This window comes from Ferribacterium limneticum (assembly GCF_020510625.1).
Taxonomy (GTDB): Bacteria; Pseudomonadota; Gammaproteobacteria; order Burkholderiales; family Rhodocyclaceae; genus Azonexus; species Azonexus limneticus_A.
The window spans coordinates 2,907,607-2,923,147 of record NZ_CP075191.1 but is presented as its reverse complement, the minus strand read 5'-3'; the positions used below and the strand labels follow the sequence as shown (position 1 = coordinate 2,923,147).

Below are 15,541 nucleotides of genomic sequence, written 5' to 3'. Positions count from 1 at the left end.
CCGAATCGATCGTTCCTTCACTTGGGCAAAGAGAAAACGGAGCGAGACAAGATGAAATACCCACTGACCATTGCAGCAATCGCCCTGGCCGCCCTGATGCCGCCGGCCGAAGCTGCCGCGCTGCGCGAGAGCGGTGATCCGCTCGCCTCGGCGCGCTGGTCGGAAATGCAGAAGGCCTTCCTGGCCGGGGCGCCCGTGGTCTTCGATCCGCGCGTCAAGGTCATTGCGCCATCGACGGCCGAGAACCCGATGCAGGTACCGGTGACGGTCGATGCCACGGCGCTGCCCGGCATCGTCGAGGTCGTCGTCTTCGCCGATTTCAACCCCATCGTGCAGGTGTTGCGCTTCTTCCCGGAAGGTGCGCCGGCCTATCTCGGCTTTCGCGTCAAGCTGCAGCAATCGACGCCGGTGCGCGCCGCGGTGCGAACGGCTGAAGGCGTCTGGCATGTCGGCGGCACCTGGGTGAATACCGTCGGTGGCGGCTGTACTGCGCCGTCGGGTGCTGCGGCCTCGCCGGAATGGCAGAAGCGCCTCAATGAAGTCACCGGCCGCCAGTGGTCGGAAGGCCCGAACGCCGGCCGCGTCCGCCTGCGCATCGTGCACCCGATGGATACCGGCCTGATCGCCGGCACCCCGGCCTTCCACATCGAGGAAATCAACTTCACCGACGCCGCCGGCCAGCGCCTGATGCGCGTGCAGACCTACGAGCCGGTCAGCGAGAACCCGGTGTTCACGCTCAATCGCGGCGCCGTCGATGGCCCGCTGGAAGCCAGTGGGCGGGATAACAACGGCAACCTGTTCAAGGCGAGGATTGCGCCGTGAAGCGGATTCTGACAAACGCCGTCATTCCCGTACCCCAAGGGTACTTCCTGCGGGGCGCGCTAGCGGGAATCCAGGTGTTCTCAACTTCGCTGGATTCCCGCCTGCGCGGGAATGACGTGGTGCGTGGCCTGCTGGTCTTGCTTTTCAGCCTTCTCAGTGCCGCCCACGCCGCCGATTTCGACTACCGCCTGACCGCCACCCCGGTCGCCCGCGACGTCTACACCTTCATCGGCAAGACCGAGGATTTCGATACCGTCAATGGCGGCAACATCGTCAACACCGCCTTCATCGTCGCGCCGCAGGGCGTCATCGTCATCGACAGCGGCCCCTCGCTGCGCTACGGCCAGCAGATGCGCCAGGCCATCGCCAGGGTCAGCGACAAGTCGGTGGTGCTGGTCATCAACACCCATCACCATCCCGACCACTTCCTCGGCAACCAGGCCTTTGCCGACGTGCCCATCGGCGCGCTGGCCGATACCCGCCAGGGCATTACCAGCGACGGCAACGCCTTCGCCGAAAACCTGTTCCGGATGAGCGGCGACTGGATGAAAGGCACCGAGGTGCAGGCCCCGACGCGCACCCTGCAGGCCGGCGAGCTTGAGGTGGCCGGCCGCCGCCTGCGCCTGATCGCCCTCGACGGCCACACCGGTGCCGACCTGGTGGTGCTCGACGTGGCCAGCGGCGTGCTGTTCGCTGGCGACCTGGCCTTTAACGGCCGCGCCCCGACCACGCCGCATGCCGACGTGGCGCACTGGCTGGCCGCCCTTGATCGCCTCGAAGCGCTGACCCGCGACAGCGGCTTCACCGCCCTGGTCCCCGGCCACGGCGCGGTGACCCGCGATGCCGCACCGCTGCGCCAGACCCGCGCCTGGCTGAACTGGCTGACGCAAACGATGCGCGACGCCGCCCGCGACGGCCTGGACATGAACGAACTGCTGGCCCGTCCGCTGCCGCCGGAATTCGCCGACCTGCCGGTGGCCGCCAGCGAATACCGTCGCTCGGTCGGTCACCTCTTTCCGGCGGCCGAGCAGGCCGCCCTGGAGGGCAAGCCATGAGCGCCGCCGTGCTCCACGACTACCTGCCGGCCCGGGCGGTGGATCGCCGTTTCTGGACGCTGATCGGCTTGTCCATCCTGTTCCACGGCGCCTTGTTCGCCGGCATGGCCTGGCAGCGCAAGGCATTGCCGGCACCGCTGCCGACGCTGATGGCGACCATCCGCCTGATCGCCCCGAGCGAAGCCAATCCCGAACCACGACCCGTTGCCGCCAGCGCCCCGGCGCCTGCCGCAGCGGTTCCCCCGAAGGCCCGGCAGCAAGTCGCCGCAGCGGAGCAACGGTCTGCCCCGCGCGTTACGCAGCCTGCCGGGCCGGCCAATGTGCCGGCCCAAACCAGCGCCCCGGCGTTTGTCGAGAATGCGGCTACTTCGGTCGCCCCGGCTGCGTCTATCGCAGCGCCGGCAGAAGGCCACCGCCCGGTCCGGCCGCAGGGTGACGTCCTCGCCGCCTATCGCCAGCACCTGACCGAACTGTTCGCCCGCGGCTACGAATACCCGCGCATCGCCGCCCTGCGTGGCTGGGAGGGCGAAGTCCGCCTGCGTCTGAAAGTGGCGCGGAAAGGCAACCTGCTGGGCATCGCGCTCGACCGTTCCAGCGGCTTCGACGTGCTCGACCAGCACGCCCAGGCACTGCTTGCCAGCCACGGCGACCTGCCGCCGCTGCCCGAGGCGCTGGAAGCCAGCGAAATCCAGGTCATCGTCCCCATCAACTACAAACTCAGAAAAACGACATGAAGAGACAAAGCCCCAAACGCACCCTGCTGGCCGTCGCACTCGCCGCTGCTTTCGCACCGGCCCATGCCGAGCCCATCGTCACCACCGCCACCGTCGAAGTGGTCGGCACCACGCCGCTGGCCGGCGTTGGCGTGCCGCGCCTGCACCTGCCGGCCAACGTCGTGTCGCTCGACGACCAGCGCCTGGAAGAAATTGAGAGCCTGAACATCGCCGAACAGTTGCTGCGCCAGGCGCCGGCCGTCACGGTCAATGAAACCCAGGGCAATCCGTACCAGGCCGACCTCAACTACCGCGGCTTCACCGCCTCGCCGCTGCTCGGCACGGCGCAGGGCCTGTCGATCTACGTCGATGGCGTGCGGGTGAACGAGCCCTTCGGCGATACGGTGAATTGGGATCTGATCCCCCATTCGGCCATTGCCGGCATCGACCTGATCCCCGGCTCCAACCCGGCCTTCGGCCTCAATACGCTGGGCGGTGCACTGGCCATCCGCACCAAGAGCGGCTTTTCGCATCCGGGCGGCAAGCTCGAACTGTCCGGCGGCAGCTTCGGGCGCAGCAACACCGAGCTGGAATACGGCGGCAACAACGGCACGCTCGGCTGGTACGTGGCCGGCGACTGGTTCCGCGAGGATGGCTGGCGCGACTATTCGCCGTCCGACGTCAAGCAGTTCTTCGGCAAGCTGTCCTTCCGCAACAGCGCCGGCGAGGCCGACCTGACGCTGACCCAGGCCCGCACCAAACTGATCGGCAACGGGCTGCTGCCGCAATCGATGTTCAGCGAGCGCCGCGAAGCGATCTTCACCCGCCCCGACGAAACGCGTAACGACCTGACCCAGCTCGCCCTCAACGGCAAGCTGTGGCTGGGCGACAGCCAAAGCCTGAGCGGTAGCGTCTATGTCCGCAAGACGCGCACCCGCACGCTGAACGGCGACATGAACGACGATTACGAAGACGACTGGGCCACCGATCCGAATACCCCGAACGGCGCCCACAACCGGACGCAGACCCGGCAGCTAGGCACCGGCGCCGCCGTGCAGTGGAACCTGACCACCCAGGCCCACCAGCTCGCTGTCGGCGCTTCCTGGGACCAGGCCCGCATGCGCTTCGTGCAGACCCAGCAGCTCGGCTCGCTGACCGACTCGCGCAGCATCGACAACCTGCTCGATCTTGAAGAAGAAAACCGCCTGTGGGGCACCACACGCACGGCCAGCCTGTTCGCCACCGATACCTGGTCGATTACCCCGGCCCTGCACCTGACCGCCTCGGCCCGCTACAACATGAGCCGGGTGACGACGCACGATGAATTGACGCTGACGGCGCCGAACCTCGATGGCGACCACAGCTATCGCAAGCTGAATCCTGCCCTCGGCCTGAGTTGGCAAGTGCTGCCGGCGCTCAACGCCTACGCCGGTTTCAGCCAGGGCAACCGCATCCCGACGCCGATCGAACTCGGCTGCGCCGACCCGGCCAACCCGTGCACCCTGCCTAACTCGATGGCTGCCGACCCCTATCTGAAGCAGGTGGTATCGCGCACCTTGGAGGCCGGTCTGCGCGGCACCCTGGCCGGCAATACCCAGTGGAACGCCGGGGTCTATCGCACCTTGAACACCGACGACATCCTGTTCGTCGGCACCTCGACCAGCGCCGGTTATTTCACCAACTTCGGCAAGACGCAGCGCCAGGGCCTGGAACTCGGCCTCAACGGCAAGCTGAGCAGCATCGACTGGTTTGCCAGCTACAACTGGCTGCACGCCACCTTCCGTTCCGATGCCTGCCTGCTGGCCGAAAACAACAGCACGCGCGGCACGGCGGCCGAATGCACCGGCGGCGGCCAGGACGACGAGATTTTCGTCAAAAAGGGTAACCGCCTGCCCGGCCTGCCCGAGCACAGCGCCAAGCTCGGCCTGGCCTGGCGCGCCACCGGCTGGCTGCGTGTCGGCGGCGACGTCCAGGCTTTCTCCAGCCAGTACGCTCGCGGCAACGAGAACAACCAGCACCAGAGCGGCACCACCACCGACGCGCTGGGCAACACGCGCACCTTCGACGGCCCGGGCAAGATCGGCGGCTACGCCATCCTCAACCTCAATGCCGAAGCCAAGCTGGGCGGCGGCTGGCAGGTCTTCGCCAAGATCAACAACGTCTTCGACCGCAAGTACGCCACGGCCGCTGCACTGGCCGAAAGCCCCTTCGTCGGCGGCAGCTTCCAGGCCGATCCGGACGACTGGCGTCGCCAGACCTTCGTCGCTCCCGGCGCGCCGCGCGCGGCCTGGCTCGGCGTGCGCTACGTGTTTGGCGGCAAATGAAACATCTTTCCTGGCCATTTCTTCCGGTCGCCCCGGCGGTGAGCCTCCCTCCCCGTCAAGGGGAGGGCCGGGGTGGGGATGGGTCAAAATCCTCGCAGCAGGCCTTTGTTTCCCACACCTATCCCCCTCCCAGCCTCCCCCTTGAAGGGGGAGGGGCTAAAAAAATCAACCTACGGACCCGCGTTGGCCTGGTGCTGACCGGGCTGGCCGCCAGCCTGTTGCTGGTGCTTGGGGCGCTTTGGCTGCACGGCACACGCAACGCGATCCACGAAGAGGTCGAGGCGGCCACCCGGGTTTCGGAGCAATGGCTGAAAGTCGTCATCGGCGACCTGCACAACCTGCCGGCAGCCCAGCGAGGCGAGCGGCTGCTTGGCGTGGCCACGGCCATCGGCCGGGTGCGCGCCAACGTGCTGCAGATCCACGATGGCGCCGGCGAGTTGCGCCATGTCTCGCCACCGCCGACCTACAAGGCCGGGCGTCAGGCACCGGTCTGGTTTGCCAGCCTGCTGGCGGCCGATCTGCCGACCCGCAGTTTCAGCATCGACAATTTCCGGCTCAGCCTGCACCCCGATGCCTCGCGCGCCGTCCTTGATGCCTGGGACGAATTGCTGGCGCTGGCCGGCTGGGCGCTGCTCTTGCTGCTTGCCCTGTATGCCGCCGCCTGCGGCGCCCTGGCCCGTGCCTTGCGCCCGCTTGACCAGATCATGCAGGCGCTTGATCGCATGGGACACGGGCGTTTCGACACGCGCCTGCCGCAATTTGCCACGCCGGAACTGGGCCGCATCTCCCATGCCTTCAATGGCATGGCCGACCGCCTGCGTGCGGCCGTCGATGAAAACGTCAGGCTCGATACCGAGCGCGAAGTCGCCGAACGGATGCAGGCTGGTCTGCAGGCTGAGCGGCAGGTGATCGCCCGTGAGCTGCACGACGAACTGGCCCAGGGCATCACCGCTGTTCGCGCGCTGGCCGGGGCGATTGTCCAGCGCACGCCGGATGAGCCATCGCTGCATATTCCGGCGCAGAGCATCGTCGCGGTGACCGGCGAGATGCAGGACGGCGTGCGCAATATCCTGCATCGCCTGCGGCCCTCAGTGGGTGATTCGCTGGTGGTGGCGCTCGATCATCACCTTGGCAACTGGCGCCTGCAGCATCCCGAGATCGAACTGCTCAGCCGGGTGGCGATTGGCGAAGCGCCGGTGGCCGACGATCTGGCCTGTGCCGTTTTGCGCTGCGTCCAGGAGGGGCTGACCAATGTCCTCCGCCATGCCGGGGCCAGCCGGGTCGAGTTTGCTCTTGAACGCGCGGCCGGTTGGTTGCATCTGTCGCTGGCCGACAACGGCCGTGGCCGGGGAGAAAAGCCCTCGGCCCAGGCCGGCTGTGGTCTGGGGCTGACCGGCATGGGCGAACGCATCGCCGCACTGGGTGGCCAGCTCCAATTTTCCAGTCGGGCCGGCCAGGGTTTCTGTATTGACGTCCGCTTGCCGGATGTGCACTTCCATCACCTCCAGGAGGAATTCGCATGAACAAGTCTCTGCAAGGCAAGCGCATCCTGCTCGCTGACGACCACGCGGTGGTTCGCCTCGGTTTTCGCCTGCTGCTCGAAGGGGCCGGCGCAACGGTGGTGGGCGAGGCCGAGAATGGCGAAAGCGCGGTTCGCCTGTACGCTGAAACCAATCCGGATGTCGTGGTGATGGACGTTTCGATGCCCGGCATCGGCGGCCTGGCGGCGCTCGAACGCCTGATGGTGTGGGAGGCCAAGGCGAGGGTGCTGATGCTCTCGGCGCACAACGACAATATCGTGCCGGTCCGCGCCCTGCGTCTTGGGGCGCGTGGCTATCTGTGCAAACGGGCGGCGCCGGAGGAATTCCTGCGCGCCGTCGGCCAGGTCGCGGCTGATCAGCGTTACATCGATCCCGAACTGGCGCAGGCCGTGGCGCTTTCCCAGCTTTCCGGCACGGCCAATCCGGTCGAAACGCTGACCGAGAAGGAGCTGGCAGTGTTTCTCAAACTGGCCGGCGGCCGCAGCGTCAACGAAGTGGCCGAGGATTTCTGCCTCAGCCCGAGCACGGTCGGGACGCACCTTTATCACATCAAGCAGAAGCTCAATGCGCAGAACGCCGCCGAGCTGACGCTGGTCGCGGTCCGCAACGGCCTGCTCGAGGCCTGAGTGTCAAGTGGAGTGATGCACGCTATTCGGCACATGAAACTGTGCCTTTGCCCCCGTGGCGGCGTTGCAAATCCTCGTGATACCACTGGGTATCGCTGTGGTTTTCGCCTTGCCACAGGGACAAATGCATCCGTTTTATTGAGCACCTCATAGCATGCACCACGCCGCCAGTGATCCCTTGTTTCCCGCCTGCCGGCCGCGCTGCGCCCGGCAAATGGCCGTTGGTGACGGGCATATCCTGCATGTCGAGGAGTGCGGCCCCATTGATGGCTTGCCTGTCCTGTTCCTGCATGACGGGCCGGGTCATGGCTGCCAGCCTGATCACCGTCGCCTGTTCGATCCCGAGCGTTTTCGTGTGATCAGCATCGACCAGCGCGGTGCCGGCCGCAGCCTGCCGAGCGGCGAACTGGGCGCCAATACCACCCCCGATCTGGTGGTCGACCTCGAACATGTGCGCGATGCCCTGGGGATTTCGAACTGGATCGTTTTTGGCGGCGGCTGGGGCAGCCTGCTCGCCCTGGCCTATGCCCAACTGTTTACCGAACGCATCTTCGGGCTGGTGCTTTGCGGCATCTTCCTCGGTTCGCGCCAGGAGGTCGAAGCGGTGGTTCAGGCAGCGCCGCCAGGCCAGGCGGCGGCGTGGCAGCAATTCGCCGATGCCATCCCCGCTGGCGAGCACGAAAACCTGCTGGCCGCCTACGCCCGACGAATTCTCGGCGATAACCCAGCGGCTGCGGAGAACGCCAGTCGCGCCTGGCTGAACTACGGGCGAGCCCTGCACAACAAGGCGCCATTACTGGTCTGGCCTGATCACGACATCGCGCTGGCCACCGCGCGCCTGCAATTGCACTACCTGCAGCATGACTGCTTCATCGCACCCGGCCAATTGCTGGCCGGCGTCGAACATCTGCGCCACTTGCCGGCCGCCATCGTGCAAGGCGTAGCCGACCCGCTCTATCCAACCCACGCCGCCGGCGCACTGCATCGCGCCTGGCCCGAAGCAACCTGGTTCCCCGTCGCCAACGCCGGCCATGACGTGCTGGCCCCGCAGATCGCCCGAGCCTGTATCAAGGCCCTGGGCTGGGTCGCGGCGTGTGTTGAAACGGTCGGCTGAGGGAGGGCAGGGGAGGACCGCTGCAACGGTTCCCTCCTGCTGGGTCAGCAGAATTTGGAGGGTTGCCTATTCTGCTTTCGGCCAGCGGTCGCCATTCGATGCACCGAGAGCGCAGTCACTGGCCGTTCAGCCATGCTTTGGAGGCTGCCGGACAGTCAATTCCTGTAACCCGGCCTTGGCTGCCATTGGAAGGTCTCGATAGCAGGGGCAGCAAAGTAGAAGATTGCTGACGGAGGCGCAGCTTGGTGCGCCAAGAGCCGCGTCCACCATCGACTAAAGCGTCGGCAGCTATCCGGACTGTCAAATTACTGGTCAGCTTTCATCCGGCGTGACCATGCGCATGGGGCGAGTCCCGATCTTCGCGCCGGTGACTTCATCCACGGCCACCGCCTTGATTTCGGTTCCGGTTTCAGCGTCCAGAAAACGCACCAACTGGCCGCCGCCCCGGTATTGGCGTCCCCAGGCGCCGATCATGAAAAGCACCGGCAGGAAATCGCGACCGGCTGCAGTCAGCAGATATTCCTCGCGCGGCGGATGCTCCGAGTAGCGCTGTTTCTCCAGCAATCCCTCCTCGGTCAGCGTTGCCAGCCGGCGGGTCAGGATCGTCGGGGCAATGCCCAGACTTTTCCGGAATTGGTCGAAGCGCGTCAGGCCGGCATGGGCATCCCGCAGGATCAATATGCTCCACGCGTCGCCGGCGAAAGCCAGGCTGCGCGCGATCGGGCAGGGTTCATTACAACTATTTTTGTCGTCCATACTGTTTTGATAGTGACTTGCTTTCGAATTGATAGTATTGTTCGTTTCAATTCGATAGTAACACCTTGACGACAGGCAATCCAGCCCGCACGGAGATTTGATTGATGCGCAATATGACGTGGAAAAATGTACCGACCCGCACGGTTGACGTTGGCGGGGTGGCTTTCGCCTATCGCGAACTCGGCCCTGATTCCGGCGTGCCGGTGATCCTCCTGCACCACCTGATGGCCGTGCTCGATGACTGGGACCCGCGGATTATCGATGGTATCGCCGCCCAGCGTCGGGTGATCGCCTTCGACAATCGTGGGGTCGGTGCCTCGGGCGGATCGGTGCCGGACACGATCGAGGCAATGGGGCGGGATGCCATCGCCTTCATTCGGGCCTTGGGATTCAAGCAGGTCGACCTGCTCGGCTTCTCATTGGGCGGTGGCGTCGCCCAAATGGTGGCTTTGCAGGCCCCCGATCTCGTGCGTCGGATGATCCTCGCCGGAACGGGGCCCAAGGGCGGCGGCGGGATCGACGAGATCAACAGAGTCGCCGCCCTTGCTTACCTCAAGGCCGCGCTCACGTGGAGTGACCCGAGGAATTTCCTGTTCTTCCCCCGCACCCCGGAGGGCAAGCGGGCCGCCAAAGACTACTTCGCCCGGCTGAAGGAGCGCACCGAGGGGCGTGACAAGCCCATTTCCCTGCAAGCCCGACGTGCCCAATTGCAGGCCATCAAAACGGCCGGGCTGAGCGCGCCCGACGACCTGTCGGTCATCAAGCAACCCGTTTTCGTCGCCAACGGTGACCGCGACCTCATGGTGGCCAGCAGTCTTTCGGCCGACATGGCGCGCCGCCTGCCGAATGCCCGGCTGACGATCTATCCGGATTCCGGACACGGCGGCGTCTTTCAGCATTACCGGGCCTTCGTGCCGGCGGTGCTGGACTTCCTTGCCGACTGAGTCGCCCAGATAAAAACGAAAGACCAAAGATGAAAGCTCAAACCATGAAAGCACTCACCTTCAAACGCTATGGCAAGTCGCCCGATATCGGCTTCGCCGACGTGCCACGCCCGACGCTGAAGGCCGACGAAATGCTCGTAGAAGTCCACGCCGCGAGCGTGAATCCGGTCGACAACATGATCGTGACGGGAATGTTCAAACCGGTCCTGCATTTCCAGCTTCCGGCCACCCTGGGCAGCGATCTGGCCGGCGTGGTAACCGAGGTTGGCAGTGGCGTGACCCGTTTCAAGCCGGGCGATGCCATCTTTGCCAACATCTTCGATCTGGGTACCGGCGCCATCGCCGAGTTCGCGGTGGTGCCGGAGCGCCTTGCCGCGTTGAAACCGGCCAATCTGGATTTCGTGCAGGCGGCATCGATCCCGATGGTCGGGCTCACCTCGTGGCAAGCGCTGAAGGAGCGGGCGAATCTTCGGGCCGGCCAGAAGGTATTCATCCCGGCGGGCTCCGGCGGCATTGGCACCTTTGCGATCCAGCTGGCCAAGCACCTGGGCGCCAGGGTGGGAACGACCACCAGTACGGCCAACGTCGACCTGGTGTTTAGCCTCGGCGCTGACGAGGTGGTCGACTACAAGAAACAGGCATTCGAGAAAGTGCTGCGCGACTACGACGCGGTGCTCGGCACGGTCAGGGGCGATGCGATCGAGAAATCACTCGGCATCCTCAAGCCAGGGGGCACGATCGTTTCCCTGGTCGGTCCGCTGGACGCCGCATTCGCTCGGGTTCGACGGCTCAACTTCATCCTGACCTTCGTCTTCGGGTTGATGAGCCGCAAGATCATGCGCCTGGCGAAAAAGCGGGATGTCGCTTACTCATTTCTCTTTGCCCGCCCCGATGGCGCCCAACTCGGCGAAATCGGCAAACTCCTCGAGACGGAACGCATCCGGCCAGTGATCGACAAGGTGTTTCCATTCGAGCAGGCAAAAGAAGCGCTTGCTCACCTTTCCCTGGGACATTCCAGGGGAAAAGTCGTCATCAAGATGCGGTGAAGTTCGCAACCAGATCACATATTCAAAGGAGAGAAAGATGCCCCTCGTTCGTATCGACATCAAAAGAAACCCTGACCCTTCCTACGCCAAAAAGCTGGGCAAGGTGGTCTACGACTCAATGAAGGCTGCAATTCACGCCCCCGACCAGGACAACTTTCAGGTACTGGCGGAGCATGACGACGAGCACTTTGTCTATGACCCCGCGTATCTCGGGATAAATCGGAGCGATGGTCTGGTGTTTATCCAAATCACGCTTAATGAGGGACGTTCGACGGATCAGAAGAAGCTTCTCTACAAGACAATTGCTGAGGGTCTCCACCGGGAAGCAGGTGTTCGGCCGGAAGATGTCTTCATCAATCTGGTCGAGGTCAAAAAAGAGAATTGGTCATTCGGTAATGGCGTTGCCCAGTACGCGACCTGATGCTCGACTACCTGGCGGCAGTCATCTTTTCCGCTGGCCTGCGGGCTGAGATATTGCCCGTGAATAAGGCAAAGCCGTGGCTTACCAGGATTTGCCGGAAAGCGAATTCAAGGCGGCCTTGCTCGACGCCGGCTTGCCGGATTTCCTGGCGACGCTGCTGGCCGAATCCGATGTTGGTGCATCAAAGGGCGGCTTGTTCGATGACAGTCGTCAATTGAGCGCCTTGATCGGCCGTCCGACCACGCCGCTGGCCGAGTTGATCAAGCTGGCCTTGGGATGAAAGTTGAACGGCGGGTTGTCGATGCATTTGTGCCAGATAGGCCCAGCCATCCGAACGGCCGGAGTGGCTGAGTAGTTAGCGGCCAGCCTCTAGACTGAATGGCAACTCCGCTCAGAAAGCTGTCGCAGGGCCAACGAAGCAGCGCTAGATTCAGGTACCTTCGGGTACCTGTTGCTTATCCTGGATAGCAGAGTGCCTCGAATATTCACTGAATCTTTGATGAGCGTTTTCCTGTTGACCATGGGCGCGGATTCCCTTTCTGGCGCCAAGCATTTGCCGTCAATCCTTGCCAAAACAGCCACCCGCTGCTTCACAGTAAAATGGTGCCAATTCGTTCTCGCCTTTGACGCGAGCAACCGCCACCGTTCAAAGGCAGGACCATGACGCGCTCATCCTATTGGGCAAGATTGAAGCTGCTGGTGCAAGCCGAATTGCAGCATCTGACCACCATCAACGTCAGTGACCGGCGCTGGCAAATGCCCTTTGCGGCGGCCTTGGCCTCCGGGTTGCCGCTGATGGTCGGCGCCTATTTCGACCATATGGACTATGGCCTGATCTCTTCGCTGGGGGGGCTGGTCTTTCTCTACCTGCCCGAAACCCCGATGTATCACCGCATGGTGTCGCTGATGGCCTGCGCCTTTGCCATGATCGCCAGCTACGCCCTCGGGGTAATGAGCCACTTCTTTCCGCCAGTGATGATGCTGGTGCTGACGTTTACCGCCATTCTGGTCACGATGGTCTGTCGGTATTACAACCTGGGGCCGCCCGGGAGCCTTTTCTTCATCATGGCTGCGTCTATCGGTGCCAATTCGCCCGGCGAAGTCATGCAGATTCCACTCAAGGTCGGGCTGCTGACCATGGGTAGCCTGCTAGCCTGCCTGATCGCGTTTTTCTACAGCGTCTTCATGCTGCGCCGGGTGCCGCCCAAACCGGTGACGCCGTTGCCGCCGCCGACTTTTGATTATGTCGTCTTCGATTCGATCGTTATCGGTGCTTTCGTCGGCATCTCCCTGGCGCTAGCCCAGGCGCTTCAATTGGAGCAGGCGTACTGGGTGCCGGTAAGCTGTCTGGCCGTGATTCAGGGGATGTCCCTGCGCGCGGTCTGGAACAAGCAGTTGCAGCGGGTGATCGGTACCTGTATCGGACTTTTGCTGTCATGGGCCTTGTTGAGCCTGCCGCTCGACAAATGGAGCATCTCTTTCGTCATGATCGGGCTTGCCTTCCTGATCGAGGTCCTGATCGTCCGTCACTACGCGTTGGCCGCCATTTTCATAACGCCGATGACCATTCTGCTGGTTGAAGCGACCACGCTCGGTCATGCCTCGCCAAACGCCCTGATTCAGGCCCGATTTTTCGACACGGTGCTTGGTTGTCTGGTCGGCCTGGTCGGGGGCGTTTGCCTGCACAGCCCAGGATTCCGTGCTGTCGTTGGCCGCCAGATTCGACGCCTGGTGCCATCCCGCCTACTGAAACAAGGAGTCTAATCAGCATGCTTGCCATCGAGATCGTTTCCGACATCGTTTGTCCCTGGTGCTTCATCGGCCTGCGCCGACTGGACCTGGCGATTGCCCAGGTACGCCAGGAAATCCCCGATTTTTCCTGCCAGAAGCGCTGGCGGCCGTTTTTCCTCAACCCGGACACGCCGCCCGAGGGGGAGCCCTACCTGCCGTTTCTGGAAAAGAAATTTGGCGGCCGGGCACCGGTCGAAGCGCTGTTCGAGCGGGTCAGGGCTGCCGGGCGGCCCTATGGTCTGGAATACGCCTTCGAAAAAATAACGCGACGCGCCAACACCCTGCAGGCGCACCGCCTGATCCACTGGGCGCAGCAGCGCGGCGAGGCCGAACGGCTGGTCGAGCGCCTGTTCGTTGCTCAATTCCAGCGCGGTGAGGCGGTCGGTGACACTGCGCTCCTGGTCAGCCTTGCCGAGGAATGCGGCTATCCGGCCGCAATGGTCGCCGATTATCTGGCCTCAAACGAAGACGCCGATACCGTGCGGGCGATGGAGGCAGAAGTGCGAGCAGCAGGCATTTCGATGGTGCCAACCTTCATTGTCGACCGGAAAATGGTTGTCGTCGGGGCTGAAGATCCGTCGATACTGGCCGGTGCAATCCGCCAGGTGCTGGCCGAACGCGGCTAAGCGCCGGCCTGACGGCGAGCACGGCGACGGCCGGAGGAACATCCCGGTGAGCGCTCGCCGGGCGGCATGCTGTCCATTAAGCATTCGTTAAGATTAGCCGACTAAACTGCTCGGGTATTCTCCAACGCACTCAAGGAAACGCAATGAAAACCAGACTTTCTGTTCTTCTCGTCGCCCTCGTTTTGGCCGCTTCTTCGAACGTTCGGGCTGCTGACGCGCACCATCACCACCATGGCGCTGCCGAGCCGACAAAACTTCAGCTCAATGCCGGGAAGAAATGGGCGACCGACGCGCCTTTGCGGCAGAGCATGAACGAGATCAATCAAGCCATGGCCAAGGCCTTGCCGGCGATCCACAAGGATCAGTTCAGTAACGGCGACTATCAGGCCCTGGCGGCAACGGTCAGCGCCAAGGTGGGTTCGGCGATAGAGCAGTGCAAGCTGGCGCCGGAAGCCGACGCCATGCTGCACCTGATCATCGCCGACCTGATGGCCGGGGCCGAGATCATGGAAGGCAAGTCGGCACAGGCGCGCCATGATGGCGCCGTGCGGGTGCTTGAAGCCCTGAAATCGTATGGAAAGTACTTCCAGCATCCCGGCTGGAAAATCGCCAAAGGCTGAACGGCTCGACTCTCCTCGCAAGTGAACGTCTGAAGCATCTTCTCCGCAGCGGCTTGATTTGATTCATGTCAAAATACACAATGTTTTCGGAGTCATGCCTGATGGATGTCGATAACCAGAGTTCCTTGAAAGGAGAGAGCGTGCGGGATTATCAGCCGGTGCAAATTGTCAGTCTTTTAAGTCGTATTCCCCTGTTCGAAGGTCTTTCCGCGGATGAGCTTGCCAGATTGGCAAAAAGCACCCGTGAAATGCGCGTCAGCAAGGGCGAGACCCTGTTCCGCCGGGGCGATCCATCGACCGGATTTCATGTGCTGGTTTATGGGCAGATGAAGCTGGCGCTCTCGTCCGTCCAGGGAACCGAGAAGGTGGTTGAGATCATTCAGCCGGGGCAGAGTTTCGGTGAGGCCATCATGTTCATGGAGAAGCCTTATTTCGTCTTCGCCCAGGCACTGAGTGATTCGCTGGTCCTGCATATTTCAAAGACAGCCATCTACGAAGAGCTGGAAAACGACCACGCCTTTGTCAGAAAAATGCTGGCCGGCATGGCCATGCGCCTGCACCAGCTGATGATCGATGTCGAAGCCTATTCATTGCATTCCGGCACGCAGCGGGTCATTGGCTACCTGATGCACGAACTGGTCGAGCCACAGCAAAAAGATGACAACGTGGTGCTTGAGCTGTCAGCCAATAAAGGGGTGATTGCCTCACGTCTCAATCTTACCCAGGAGCATTTCTCGCGCATCCTGCACGACCTGAGTGCCCTTGGTCTGATCGTCGTCGATGGAAAGCGCATTTGCATTCCAAGCGTGCCGAAGCTGAGAGCGCACCAGCTGGCTTAGTCGGCAATTGACGGGGCTGATCCGGCTCAGGTCAAATTGGATTGAATTTGCTTGCCCAAGGGGCTTGCAAAGCTGCGAGAGCGATTTATAATGCGCGCCTTTTCCTCGATAGCTCAGTCGGTAGAGCGCCGGACTGTTAATCCGTAGGTCCCTGGTTCGAGCCCAGGTCGGGGAGCCAAAAAGCGGCAGTAGCTCAGTTGGTAGAGCGCAACCTTGCCAAGGTTGAGGTCGAGAGTTCGAGACTCTTCTGCCGCTCCAGACATCGCGTTGGCGACGATTCTTAATCGTCGTCGATGCTGCCAA

At 63.0% G+C, this 15,541-nt stretch carries 16 protein-coding genes and 2 tRNA genes; 17 read left to right on the top strand and 1 reads right to left on the bottom strand.

Annotated elements, in window-relative coordinates; genetic code table 11:
* Positions 1-51 precede the first annotated feature (51 nt).
* The 7 genes from KI617_RS14045 (at position 52) to KI617_RS14015 (ending at position 8,195) form a co-directional block, all read left to right on the top strand.
* The gene (locus KI617_RS14045; RefSeq protein WP_226447262.1) at positions 52-822 is read left to right on the top strand and encodes a quinoprotein dehydrogenase-associated SoxYZ-like carrier; all 771 of its coding nucleotides are present in this window, start codon (positions 52-54) and stop codon (positions 820-822) included.
* Positions 819-1,877, top strand: a complete 1,059-nt coding sequence (locus tag KI617_RS14040; RefSeq protein ID WP_226447260.1) for a quinoprotein relay system zinc metallohydrolase 1 — start codon at positions 819-821, stop codon at positions 1,875-1,877. The genes KI617_RS14045 and KI617_RS14040 overlap by 4 nt, the downstream gene beginning before the upstream one ends.
* Positions 1,874-2,611 carry an energy transducer TonB gene (locus tag KI617_RS14035; protein ID WP_226447258.1) on the top strand — a complete coding sequence of 246 codons (738 nt, stop codon included), beginning with the start codon at positions 1,874-1,876 and terminating at the stop codon, positions 2,609-2,611. The genes KI617_RS14040 and KI617_RS14035 overlap by 4 nt, the downstream gene beginning before the upstream one ends.
* Entirely contained in the window at positions 2,608-4,914 is a 2,307-nt protein-coding gene (locus KI617_RS14030; RefSeq protein ID WP_226447256.1) for a TonB-dependent receptor, read from the top strand. Before KI617_RS14035 ends, KI617_RS14030 begins: the two co-directional genes overlap by 4 nt.
* Before the next feature lie 191 nt (positions 4,915-5,105).
* Positions 5,106-6,437, top strand: coding sequence for a HAMP domain-containing protein (locus KI617_RS14025; protein ID WP_226447254.1), 1,332 nt, complete (start codon positions 5,106-5,108; stop codon positions 6,435-6,437).
* Positions 6,434-7,081, top strand: a complete 648-nt coding sequence (locus tag KI617_RS14020) for a response regulator (protein WP_226447252.1) — start codon at positions 6,434-6,436, stop codon at positions 7,079-7,081. Before KI617_RS14025 ends, KI617_RS14020 begins: the two co-directional genes overlap by 4 nt.
* A 154-nt stretch (positions 7,082-7,235) precedes the next feature.
* Positions 7,236-8,195, top strand: coding sequence for an alpha/beta fold hydrolase (locus KI617_RS14015; RefSeq protein ID WP_226447250.1), 960 nt, complete (start codon positions 7,236-7,238; stop codon positions 8,193-8,195).
* A 312-nt stretch (positions 8,196-8,507) separates the two neighbouring features.
* Here the strand turns inward: KI617_RS14015 and KI617_RS14010 are convergent, their stop codons facing one another.
* Positions 8,508-8,951, bottom strand: coding sequence for a winged helix-turn-helix transcriptional regulator (locus KI617_RS14010; protein ID WP_226447248.1), 444 nt, complete (start codon positions 8,949-8,951; stop codon positions 8,508-8,510).
* A 104-nt stretch (positions 8,952-9,055) separates the two neighbouring features.
* Here KI617_RS14010 and KI617_RS14005 point away from each other — a divergent pair, with 104 nt between their 5' ends.
* From KI617_RS14005 to KI617_RS13960, 10 genes are all read left to right on the top strand, one after another.
* Positions 9,056-9,895, top strand: a complete 840-nt coding sequence (locus KI617_RS14005) for an alpha/beta fold hydrolase (protein ID WP_226447246.1) — start codon at positions 9,056-9,058, stop codon at positions 9,893-9,895.
* A 44-nt stretch (positions 9,896-9,939) separates the two neighbouring features.
* The gene (locus KI617_RS14000; RefSeq protein WP_226447244.1) at positions 9,940-10,941 is read left to right on the top strand and encodes an NADP-dependent oxidoreductase; all 1,002 of its coding nucleotides are present in this window, start codon (positions 9,940-9,942) and stop codon (positions 10,939-10,941) included.
* Positions 10,942-10,978: 37 nt separating this feature from the next.
* Positions 10,979-11,362 (top strand): tautomerase family protein, encoded by a 384-nt coding sequence (locus KI617_RS13995; RefSeq protein ID WP_226447242.1) that lies wholly within the window; start codon positions 10,979-10,981, stop codon positions 11,360-11,362.
* 76 nt (positions 11,363-11,438) lie between these two features.
* On the top strand, positions 11,439-11,642 hold the full coding sequence (locus KI617_RS13990) for a Rossmann-fold NAD(P)-binding domain-containing protein (protein ID WP_319004115.1): 204 nt from the start codon (positions 11,439-11,441) through the stop codon (positions 11,640-11,642).
* A 380-nt stretch (positions 11,643-12,022) separates the two neighbouring features.
* Positions 12,023-13,126: an FUSC family protein gene (locus KI617_RS13985; RefSeq protein WP_226447240.1), complete on the top strand. Its 1,104-nt coding sequence runs from the start codon at positions 12,023-12,025 to the stop codon at positions 13,124-13,126.
* Between the two features lie 5 nt (positions 13,127-13,131).
* Positions 13,132-13,779, top strand: coding sequence for a DsbA family oxidoreductase (locus tag KI617_RS13980; protein WP_226447238.1), 648 nt, complete (start codon positions 13,132-13,134; stop codon positions 13,777-13,779).
* 143 nt (positions 13,780-13,922) lie between these two features.
* Positions 13,923-14,399 carry a hypothetical protein gene (locus KI617_RS13975; RefSeq protein ID WP_226447236.1) on the top strand — a complete coding sequence of 159 codons (477 nt, stop codon included), beginning with the start codon at positions 13,923-13,925 and terminating at the stop codon, positions 14,397-14,399.
* A gap of 65 nt (positions 14,400-14,464) precedes the next feature.
* On the top strand, positions 14,465-15,238 hold the full coding sequence (locus tag KI617_RS13970; RefSeq protein WP_226452032.1) for a Crp/Fnr family transcriptional regulator: 774 nt from the start codon (positions 14,465-14,467) through the stop codon (positions 15,236-15,238).
* A gap of 102 nt (positions 15,239-15,340) precedes the next feature.
* Positions 15,341-15,416, top strand: a tRNA-Asn gene (locus KI617_RS13965).
* A gap of 4 nt (positions 15,417-15,420) precedes the next feature.
* Positions 15,421-15,496 (top strand) — tRNA-Gly (locus KI617_RS13960).
* Positions 15,497-15,541 lie beyond the last annotated feature (45 nt).

Excerpts from the sequence above, each read along its gene's own strand:
- KI617_RS14045 (WP_226447262.1), top strand. The coding sequence starts at position 52 with ATGAAATACCCACTGACCATTGCAGCAATCGCCCTGGCCGCCCTGATG.
- KI617_RS14035 (WP_226447258.1), top strand. The coding sequence starts at position 1,874 with ATGAGCGCCGCCGTGCTCCACGACTACCTGCCGGCCCGGGCGGTGGAT.
- KI617_RS14030 (WP_226447256.1), top strand. The coding sequence starts at position 2,608 with ATGAAGAGACAAAGCCCCAAACGCACCCTGCTGGCCGTCGCACTCGCC.
- KI617_RS14020 (WP_226447252.1), top strand. The coding sequence starts at position 6,434 with ATGAACAAGTCTCTGCAAGGCAAGCGCATCCTGCTCGCTGACGACCAC.
- KI617_RS14015 (WP_226447250.1), top strand. The coding sequence starts at position 7,236 with ATGCACCACGCCGCCAGTGATCCCTTGTTTCCCGCCTGCCGGCCGCGC.
- KI617_RS14010 (WP_226447248.1), bottom strand. The coding sequence starts at position 8,951 with ATGGACGACAAAAATAGTTGTAATGAACCCTGCCCGATCGCGCGCAGC.
- KI617_RS14005 (WP_226447246.1), top strand. The coding sequence starts at position 9,056 with ATGCGCAATATGACGTGGAAAAATGTACCGACCCGCACGGTTGACGTT.
- KI617_RS14000 (WP_226447244.1), top strand. The coding sequence starts at position 9,940 with ATGAAAGCACTCACCTTCAAACGCTATGGCAAGTCGCCCGATATCGGC.
- KI617_RS13995 (WP_226447242.1), top strand. The coding sequence starts at position 10,979 with ATGCCCCTCGTTCGTATCGACATCAAAAGAAACCCTGACCCTTCCTAC.
- KI617_RS13985 (WP_226447240.1), top strand. The coding sequence starts at position 12,023 with ATGACGCGCTCATCCTATTGGGCAAGATTGAAGCTGCTGGTGCAAGCC.
- KI617_RS13980 (WP_226447238.1), top strand. The coding sequence starts at position 13,132 with ATGCTTGCCATCGAGATCGTTTCCGACATCGTTTGTCCCTGGTGCTTC.
- KI617_RS13975 (WP_226447236.1), top strand. The coding sequence starts at position 13,923 with ATGAAAACCAGACTTTCTGTTCTTCTCGTCGCCCTCGTTTTGGCCGCT.
- KI617_RS13970 (WP_226452032.1), top strand. The coding sequence starts at position 14,465 with ATGTCAAAATACACAATGTTTTCGGAGTCATGCCTGATGGATGTCGAT.